The organism is Phocaeicola sp. RTP21198st1_B8_RTP21198_201120, assembly GCF_040929485.1.
Lineage (GTDB): Bacteria > Bacteroidota > Bacteroidia > Bacteroidales > Bacteroidaceae > Phocaeicola > Phocaeicola dorei.
The window spans coordinates 36,699-44,624 of sequence record NZ_JBCOCI010000039.1 but is presented as its reverse complement, the minus strand read 5'-3'; the positions used below and the strand labels follow the sequence as shown (position 1 = coordinate 44,624).

7 protein-coding genes are annotated in these 7,926 nt (G+C 42.3%); all 7 read left to right on the top strand.

Annotation, left to right across the window (positions count from 1 at the left end; genetic code table 11):
• Positions 1–170 precede the first annotated feature (170 nt).
• The 7 genes from AB5935_RS14480 to AB5935_RS14450 all read left to right on the top strand — a co-directional run bounded on the left by AB5935_RS14480 (position 171) and on the right by AB5935_RS14450 (position 7,883).
• Complete coding sequence (locus tag AB5935_RS14480) at positions 171–431, top strand: NVEALA domain-containing protein (RefSeq protein WP_007855684.1); 261 nt, start codon at positions 171–173, stop codon at positions 429–431.
• Between the two features lie 257 nt (positions 432–688).
• Positions 689–925 carry a hypothetical protein gene (locus AB5935_RS14475; protein WP_008655313.1) on the top strand — a complete coding sequence of 79 codons (237 nt, stop codon included), beginning with the start codon at positions 689–691 and terminating at the stop codon, positions 923–925.
• 273 nt (positions 926–1,198) lie between these two features.
• Positions 1,199–1,351 (top strand): S26 family signal peptidase, encoded by a 153-nt coding sequence (locus tag AB5935_RS14470; protein ID WP_008674139.1) that lies wholly within the window; start codon positions 1,199–1,201, stop codon positions 1,349–1,351.
• Between the two features lie 153 nt (positions 1,352–1,504).
• The gene (locus tag AB5935_RS14465) at positions 1,505–2,047 is read left to right on the top strand and encodes a hypothetical protein (protein ID WP_007831078.1); all 543 of its coding nucleotides are present in this window, start codon (positions 1,505–1,507) and stop codon (positions 2,045–2,047) included.
• A gap of 131 nt (positions 2,048–2,178) precedes the next feature.
• Positions 2,179–3,576, top strand: a complete 1,398-nt coding sequence (locus tag AB5935_RS14460; RefSeq protein ID WP_007855686.1) for an efflux transporter outer membrane subunit — start codon at positions 2,179–2,181, stop codon at positions 3,574–3,576.
• 55 nt (positions 3,577–3,631) lie between these two features.
• On the top strand, positions 3,632–4,762 hold the full coding sequence (locus tag AB5935_RS14455; RefSeq protein ID WP_007831084.1) for an efflux RND transporter periplasmic adaptor subunit: 1,131 nt from the start codon (positions 3,632–3,634) through the stop codon (positions 4,760–4,762).
• Positions 4,763–4,766: 4 nt separating this feature from the next.
• On the top strand, positions 4,767–7,883 hold the full coding sequence (locus AB5935_RS14450; protein WP_007831085.1) for an efflux RND transporter permease subunit: 3,117 nt from the start codon (positions 4,767–4,769) through the stop codon (positions 7,881–7,883).
• The last annotated feature ends 43 nt before the right edge of the window (positions 7,884–7,926 follow it).

The following is a 7,926-nucleotide window of genomic DNA, read 5'->3' as shown; positions in this document are numbered from 1 at the left end:
TGTTCTTTATAAAAAGTGATACAATGAAAACATTCACCTCCAAATGCAATCAAACTAAATGGCCTTCGTGGACTGTCTGTTTCTGATGATAGGGACAGACGGTATCTTTTTCATCATACATCTTTGAATCATCATGAGATATCCCTATTTTAAACTTAAAAAAATATATTATGAAAAGAACACTTAAAATGGCATTGATTGCCTCATTGGCAGTTGGTGGAAGTTATGTTTTGTATGGTTCTCAAAACAAAGAAGAATTGTCCGATTTAGCTTTGTCAAATGTGGAGGCCTTGACTTTAGGTACGAAGGATTGTATGTATCAACGTAATTCACGTTGTTATGAACTCGTTGTAGGTCCTCCGGGAAAACCTGTTATTATTGAGACAAGTAAGGAAGCAAATTGGGTAAATCGATATACCATTCCTGAGTAATTAGACATTTATGTAATACGGGACAAAATAAATAGGCATTAAGCATTTGTTTTGTCCCGTTTGAAGAGTATTAAAATTATGATTAAAATAAAATTGTATTATTCGATTGTTGCCATCCTTTTTTTATTTCCTGTGTCAGTAACAAAGGAAATGACTTTTTATCTATTCCCACCAAACCGATCTATGGCTTTTATTATGATAAAGAAATTATCTCCAATGAGTTGGTTACATTCTCTTCTCTTGATTGTGGAATTCTTATGGTTCAACGTTGTAAATTTTCCGGTGAACCTATTTGTCAGATTCTAGAGGAACAGACAGGCGAAAGAGTGGGTAGCTTTGGAAGCAGTGGACAAGGGCCTGGAGAATTTGTAGCTGCTGAATTTATTGGAAAAACAGAGGGGGACGATACTTTATATTTTGTTAATTTGCCTTCTACTGTCCTGTTGTATGCACGGGAGGAAAAGAGTGCTGATTCACCGATGGTGAACTGGTAGGCAAGTACGCATTGGAACACCAAAGCATGAGTGTGCTTCTTTCTCAATATACCCCTCGGTTGTACTTGTTAAATTGTGAATCGGAATGTAATGTTGAAATATTTGAGATGGATGATATCCTGAAAGCAAAATTATGAAAATCCTGCTTTATGTGTTGTTGGCTTTTGGGGTATTTTGTTTCTTCTCGTGTAAAAGGATAGAAAAGGAGCAGTTGACTTTTTTGATGAAAGAATGGACTCGAAAAGAAATTCTCTTTCATGATAGAGCTGTTTTATGCTGGGAGACAATATACACCATTCATTGGATTCACGACATTGGGGATTGGTGCCTGATGATTTCATTGTGGGTGTAGTACAATGGATTTGGTATTCAAAAGATGAAGAGCAAAATTCAATTCGTTGGAATCGAATCGGTAGAGTAGATTGAAATAAGAGATGCGAAAGGTTATAGTTCTATGCTTGTTCGGATAAAAACGTATAAATGATGCGTTGTGATATATGTTGTATGAAAAGTTTTTGTTAATATTGTCATCGTTATGAGTTTGTTTTTGTTGTATGATGAAATAATAACTGAAGAATTATGAAGAAAGTATTGTTTTTATTCGTCTTTTTGCTTCTGAGTGTAGGAGCTATGGCGCAAAAGGTAATTTACGATGAAACCAACCAGACCGGAGTGCGTACAGTGGTATGCGAGGGTATGAATCTGGGTGTTTCCAATAATATGGACGTATATGTGGCACTCGCTGGATTTCAGTATAAAAGTACCATACGTTATTCGCTGGCTGTTACTATCGGGTCGGGGCATGAGGTGGAAATTCTTAATGACAGTAAGTGTGTCCTGACGTTGGATAATGGAAAGACATTAGAGCTGCCTACGGTAGCAGGCGGCGCTTCCGTATTGCAGCATGTAGATGTGGAGATGAGTGATGTGTATCAAAGTTTCCGCCGTTTTGCCTATTATAATATAAAGGCTAAAGAATTGAAGAAAATCAGCAAAAACGGTATTGTACAAATGGATATACAGTTATCTCCCGAAAACTATTCCATTGCATTTAATCAGGATGTCTTGGGAAGTATGCTGACTGGTTCTATGTCATTAATAAATAATATGTTTGGTAAATAACTTCTCTTTTCATATTTTATGGTTCAGCCTTTTCTTCTCAGAAGGAGAGGCTGTTTTGTTTTTGAAAGTCAAAGGGTTAAACAAAACGTTGCTTCATGTGTTTTCCTAATGTTTTTTAATGTGATAAACTTATGAGGAAAATACGTAGATGGGGAGCATGGCTCCTTTTAATCATTCCTTTGGCACTGAATGCCCAGCAGCGGACCGAAAAATTATTGAATGTACCCTTGCCGGAACATTGGCAAGAAGAGGATGCGATGTTTCAACAACAGCTTCCGGTGGATGACCATTGGTGGACTGTATTTCAGGATGCCACACTGGATTCATTGATTCATGTGGCTGTCAGGCAGAATCCGTCTGTCCTTACTGCCTTGAATCGTATAGATATGGCGAAAGCGAATCTGAGGATAGCCAGAGGAGGCTATTATCCGGCTTTGTCATTGGATGCCAGGTGGAACCGCCAACAGACTAGTGGTAATACCGGTACGGGACAGCCTCAATCCAGAGTGGGGTATTATGATGCAACGGTTAATATGAGCTGGCAGGTGGATGTGTTCGGTTCCATCCGCCAACGGGTGAAAGCGCAGAAAGAAAATTTTGCGGCAAGTCGTGAAGAGTACAATGCGACGATGGTAAGTCTTTGTGCAGAAGTGGCGTCAGCCTATTTTAATTTGCGTGAGGCCCAACAGGAACTCAGTGTGTTACAGCGCAATGCTTTATCTCAAAAGGCGGTAGTGGATATAACTGAAGTGCGTTATAATACCGGATTGGCTTCCAAACTGGATGTGGCTCAGGCTAAATCGGTTTATTATAGTACATTGGCTTCTATTCCTGCTACAGAATCCGGTATTATTCAATATATGAATGCGTTGGCTGTATTGCTCGGGCTTTATCCTCAGGATGTGACGGCTGCACTGGAAACGGGAAAACCGTTACCCGATTATATAGAGCCGGTAGGGGTTGGTCTTCCCGGACAATTACTTTTACGACGTCCCGATGTACGGGTTGCCGAACGTCAAGTCAATGCACAAGCAGCCCTGTTGGGAGCTTCTAAGACCGATTGGCTTCCCTCATTTTTTCTGAACGGTTCCTTCGGCTATGCTTCACATGATATGAAAGACTTTACTAAACGTAGCAGTATGACATGGAGCATCGCTCCCTCTATGAGCTGGACGATTTTTAATGGTGGCCAGCGTGCGAATAATGTACGCTTGCAGCGTGCACAACTGGATGAGACAATCAATCAGTTCAATACTACGGTTCTTACAGCAGTGCAGGAGGTGGATAATGCCATGAGTAGTTATAAGAATTCCATTAAACAGATTGTGGCATGTCGTGAGATGCTGAATCAGGGGAAAGAGGCATTTAAACTTTCATTGGACTTATACAAACAGGGGCTGAGCCCTTTCCAAAATGTGTTGGATGCACAGCGTTCGTTACTGTCATACGAGAATTCATTGGTGCAGGCACAGGGATATTCATTGCTTTGTCTGATTCAGATGTATCAGGCATTGGGTGGAGGCTGGTAGACTGTGACGGAAAAGTTGTTGAACTATAGAAATAATAAAAAACCTAACCCAAGATATGAAAAGAATAATGATAACTTTCGCATGGACGGTATGTGTGCTCACCGCCTGCGATAAAAATAAACCTTCTCAGACAGGAATGCAGGCATTGCCTATAGATGTAGCGAAACCTTTGGTGGAAAATGTGACGCTGACCAAAGATTATCCCGGTTATTTGGAAGCGGAATCCACTGTAGATTTGGTGGGACGAGTAAATGGAATTTTACAATCCAAGAATTTTGCACCTGGTTCCCGGGTACGTCAGGGACAGGTATTGTTTGTTATAGAACCGACACTTTATGAAAATTCAGTGAAACAAGCGGAAGCTGAATTAAAAACGGCTAAAGCCAATCTTGAATATGCTGTCAGTAGTTATCAACGTATGAAAGAAGCGATAAAAAGTGATGCGGTGAGCCGTATACAATATTTGCAGGCAGAAAGCCATGTCGTTGCTTGTGAGGCTGCCGTAAGTAATGCTGAAGCAGCTTTGAAAACTGCGCGTACCAACTTGAGTTATTGCTATGTCAAGGCTCCTTGTGATGGAGTGGTTGATGTATCAGCTTATTCTGTCGGAGCATACATCGGTGGTGCTTTGCAACCGGTTAAATTGGCTACTGTTTATAAGGATAACCGTATGTATTCCTATTTTAATATTGCAGATAACCAATATCTGACATATGAGCTGACCCAGGAGGCTGCCAGCAAGATTCCTGCAGAAACTCATTTTGTAACCTTGCGCTTGGGGACTGACGGGGCACAGGCATGGAAAGCGAAACTAGATTATCTTTCTCCCAATGTGACATTAACTACAGGTACTCTCCGTTTGCGTGCGGAATTAGATAACTCTGACGGGAAGCTTCGTCCCGGATTATTTGTCAGTGTCACGTTACCATACGGTGAAGCGCGGAATGCAGTGCTGGTTAATGATGCTTCTATCGGAACAGATCAGTTGGGCAAGTATTTGTATGTAGTGAATGATAGTGATATAGTGAATTATCGGCATATTGAAGTCGGGCAATTGGCGGATCATAATATGCGTGTTGTAAAAAGTGGCTTGTCACCTTCCGAACGTTATGTCACCAAGGCATTGTTGAAAGTGCGCCAAGGCATGAAAATTAAACCGATAGAACAAACCAATAAACTTCAATAGCCTTATGTTTTCAAAATTTTTCATAGAACGGCCTATATTTGCCACGGTGCTGGCTTTGTTATTCGTGGTGGCCGGACTTGTAACTCTGAATATATTGCCCGTGGCGCAATATCCCGATATTACGCCGCCTACCGTGCAAGTCAGTGCGGTATATCCGGGTGCCAATGCTGAAACTGTAGCTCAAACTGTCGGTATCCCCATTGAACAGCAGGTAAACGGTGTGGATGGAATGTTGTATATGAGCTCCAATTCCTCCGCATCGGGTGCTTATTCGCTGACTGTGACTTTCGAAGTGGGAACGGATATTGATATGGCAACTGTAATGGTACAAAACCGAGTTAGTGTAGCGTTGAATTCTTTGCCTGAAGCTGTGAAAGTACAGGGAGTGACGGTGCAGAAGCAGTCATCCAATATTGTGATGATGCTTACACTGAGTGGTGATAGTATTTATGATGGCCTTTATCTGACCAATTATGCCAATTTGAATCTGGTAGACCAGTTGACACGTGTGCCGGGAGTAGGAGCGGTGAATGTGATGGGAGCCGGAGACTATTCCATGCGTGTATGGCTGAATCCTGAAACAATGCGTATCCGCAATATTACTCCGCAGCAAGTTTACTCTGCTATTCAAAGTCAGAACATGGAGGTTTCAGCCGGTTATGTGGGACAGCCTATCGGTAGTTCGGCCAATAATGATTTTCAATATACGCTGAATGTGAAGGGACGGCTTTCTACTTCTGAAGAGTTTGGGGATATCATATTGAGAGTGGAAGACCAGGGGAAGGTACTTCGTCTGAGAGATGTTGCCAAAATTGAGTTGGGAAGTGCCGAGTATGGAGTTGTTTCCAAATTGAAGGGACAACCTACAGCAGGTATTGCTGTCTATCAGTTACCGGGGAGTAACTCATTGGATGTGTCTAAAGGAGTTCGTGCACGCATGGCGGAATTGGCTGAAACATTTCCGGCAGGGGTGAAGTATAATGTAACATTGGACACTACAGATGTGGTTCATGACTCTATTGATGAAGTGATGAAGACTTTCGTGGAGGCGATTGTTCTAGTGGTGCTGGTTATCTTTTTTTTCCTGCAAAGCTGGCGGGCAGTTCTTATTCCATGTCTTACTATCCCTGTTTCTCTTATCGGAACACTGGCGGTAATGGCTGCTTTAGGCTTTTCTATCAATACATTGACACTGTTCGGCTTGATATTGGCTATAGCTATTGTAGTGGATGATGCCATTGTGGTGACTGAAAATGCCACCCGTATTCTAGATGAAGGGAAGCTGGACGCCCGGGCGGCCACCGAGCAGGCTATGGGAGAGATTACCGGACCTATTGTCGGAGTGGTGCTGGTACTGCTTGCCGTTTTTATCCCTACTACACTGATTAGTGGAATTTCCGGGCAGCTTTATAAACAGTTTGCATTGACTATTGCGGCTTCTACGGTTATAAGTGGTTTCAATTCATTGACATTGACTCCGGCTGTTTGTGCTCTGTTGCTCCGTCCTACTCCGATGCATAAAGCGCGTTTGTTCCGTTGGTTTGATAGTATGAATGACTGGATGCAGCGGGTTTATGACGCTTCAGTAAAATGGTTGTTGGCACGTCCGGTTATTGCTATCGGTTCTTATATCGTAATATCAGTCATTGCTATTCTGATGTTTGTAAAATGGCCCAGCACCTTTATTCCCGAAGAAGATGACGGATATTTTATGATTGCCATTCAGCTTCCGGCTGCCTCTTCTTTAGAACGTACACAAATGGTGGGTAAGCAGATTGATGCTATTTTGTCAGAGTATCCCGAAGTGAAGACTTATTTGGGAGTAAACGGATTCAGTATCATGGGAGGTGGTCAGTTGCCTAATGCGGCTACCTATTTTGTGGTGCTGAAGAATTGGAAAGAGCGTGCGGGTAAGGAGCATACCGCTCAAGCGGTGGTTAATCGTTTTAATGAACAGGCATATGCCATGATACAGGAAGCCCAAGTCTTTGGTATTATTCCTCCTGCTATCCCTGGTATGGGTAATACAGGTGGTTTACAACTCGAACTGGAAGATCGCAAGTCTTTGGGTGCAGAAGAACTGCAAAAGGCGGTTGAGGCGTTATTGGCTAATTATCACAATGAGCCGGCTATTGCTTCTATAAGCAGTATGTATCAAGCGGATGTACCTCAGTATTTTTTGAATATAGACCGTGATAAAGTTCAGTTAATGGGCTTGCAGTTGAATCAGGTTTTCTCTACATTAGGGTATTATATGGGGCAGGCTTATGTAAATGATTTTGTAGAATTCGGCCGTATCTACCAGGTAAAATTGGAGGCTGGTGAACAGGCCCAAAAGGTGATTGATGATGTGTTGAAACTGAGTGTGGTCAATTCGAAAGGAGAGATGGTTCCTTTCAGTAGTTTTACACAAATAGAGCAAAAACTGGGAATGGATCAGATAAACCGATATAATATGTATTCGGCAGCTTCTATCACTATTACTCCGGCTGCGGGGAGTAGTTCCGGTCAGGCGATAGAGGCTGTGGGGAGTTTGATAAAAAATCAGCTAGGAGGAGAGTTTGGATATGAGTGGACTTCTGTTGCTTATCAAGAAACTCAGGCTGGTAATACTACTACTATTATTTTAATCATGGCTTTGTTGGTAGCTTATTTAGTATTGGCAGCTCAGTATGAAAGTTGGACAAGCCCGGTGGCTGCCGTAATGGGATTACCGGTAGCTATTTTGGGAGCGATGCTCGGTTGTTGGGTGATGGGAGTTCCAGTCAGCATTTATACACAAATCGGTATTATTCTGTTGATAGCCTTATCGGCGAAAAATGGTATTTTAATTGTGGAGTTCGCCCGTGATTACCGTAAGGCCGGCAATCCTATCCGTGAGGCGGCTTATGAGGCGGGGCATGTGCGTTTGCGTCCTATTCTGATGACTTCATTTACTTTTGTATTAGGTGTGATGCCGTTGCTGTTTGCAACAGGCGCTGGTGCCGGAAGCCGTGTGGCACTAGGTGCGGCAGTAGTATTTGGTATGGCCGTGAATACGATTTTTGCTACCGTTTATATTCCTAATTGGTATGAAGTGATGCAGAATATTCAAGAGAAATGGTTGACAAAGAAACAGTGAATGTTTCCTTTTCATATTTCACCACAGATTATACAAATTAACA

Coding starts and splice junctions, on each gene's coding strand:
- AB5935_RS14450 (WP_007831085.1), top strand. CDS start 4,767: ATGTTTTCAAAATTTTTCATAGAACGGCCTATATTTGCCACGGTGCTG.
- AB5935_RS14480 (WP_007855684.1), top strand. CDS start 171: ATGAAAAGAACACTTAAAATGGCATTGATTGCCTCATTGGCAGTTGGT.
- AB5935_RS14475 (WP_008655313.1), top strand. CDS start 689: ATGGTTCAACGTTGTAAATTTTCCGGTGAACCTATTTGTCAGATTCTA.
- AB5935_RS14460 (WP_007855686.1), top strand. CDS start 2,179: ATGAGGAAAATACGTAGATGGGGAGCATGGCTCCTTTTAATCATTCCT.
- AB5935_RS14470 (WP_008674139.1), top strand. CDS start 1,199: ATGCTGGGAGACAATATACACCATTCATTGGATTCACGACATTGGGGA.
- AB5935_RS14455 (WP_007831084.1), top strand. CDS start 3,632: ATGAAAAGAATAATGATAACTTTCGCATGGACGGTATGTGTGCTCACC.
- AB5935_RS14465 (WP_007831078.1), top strand. CDS start 1,505: ATGAAGAAAGTATTGTTTTTATTCGTCTTTTTGCTTCTGAGTGTAGGA.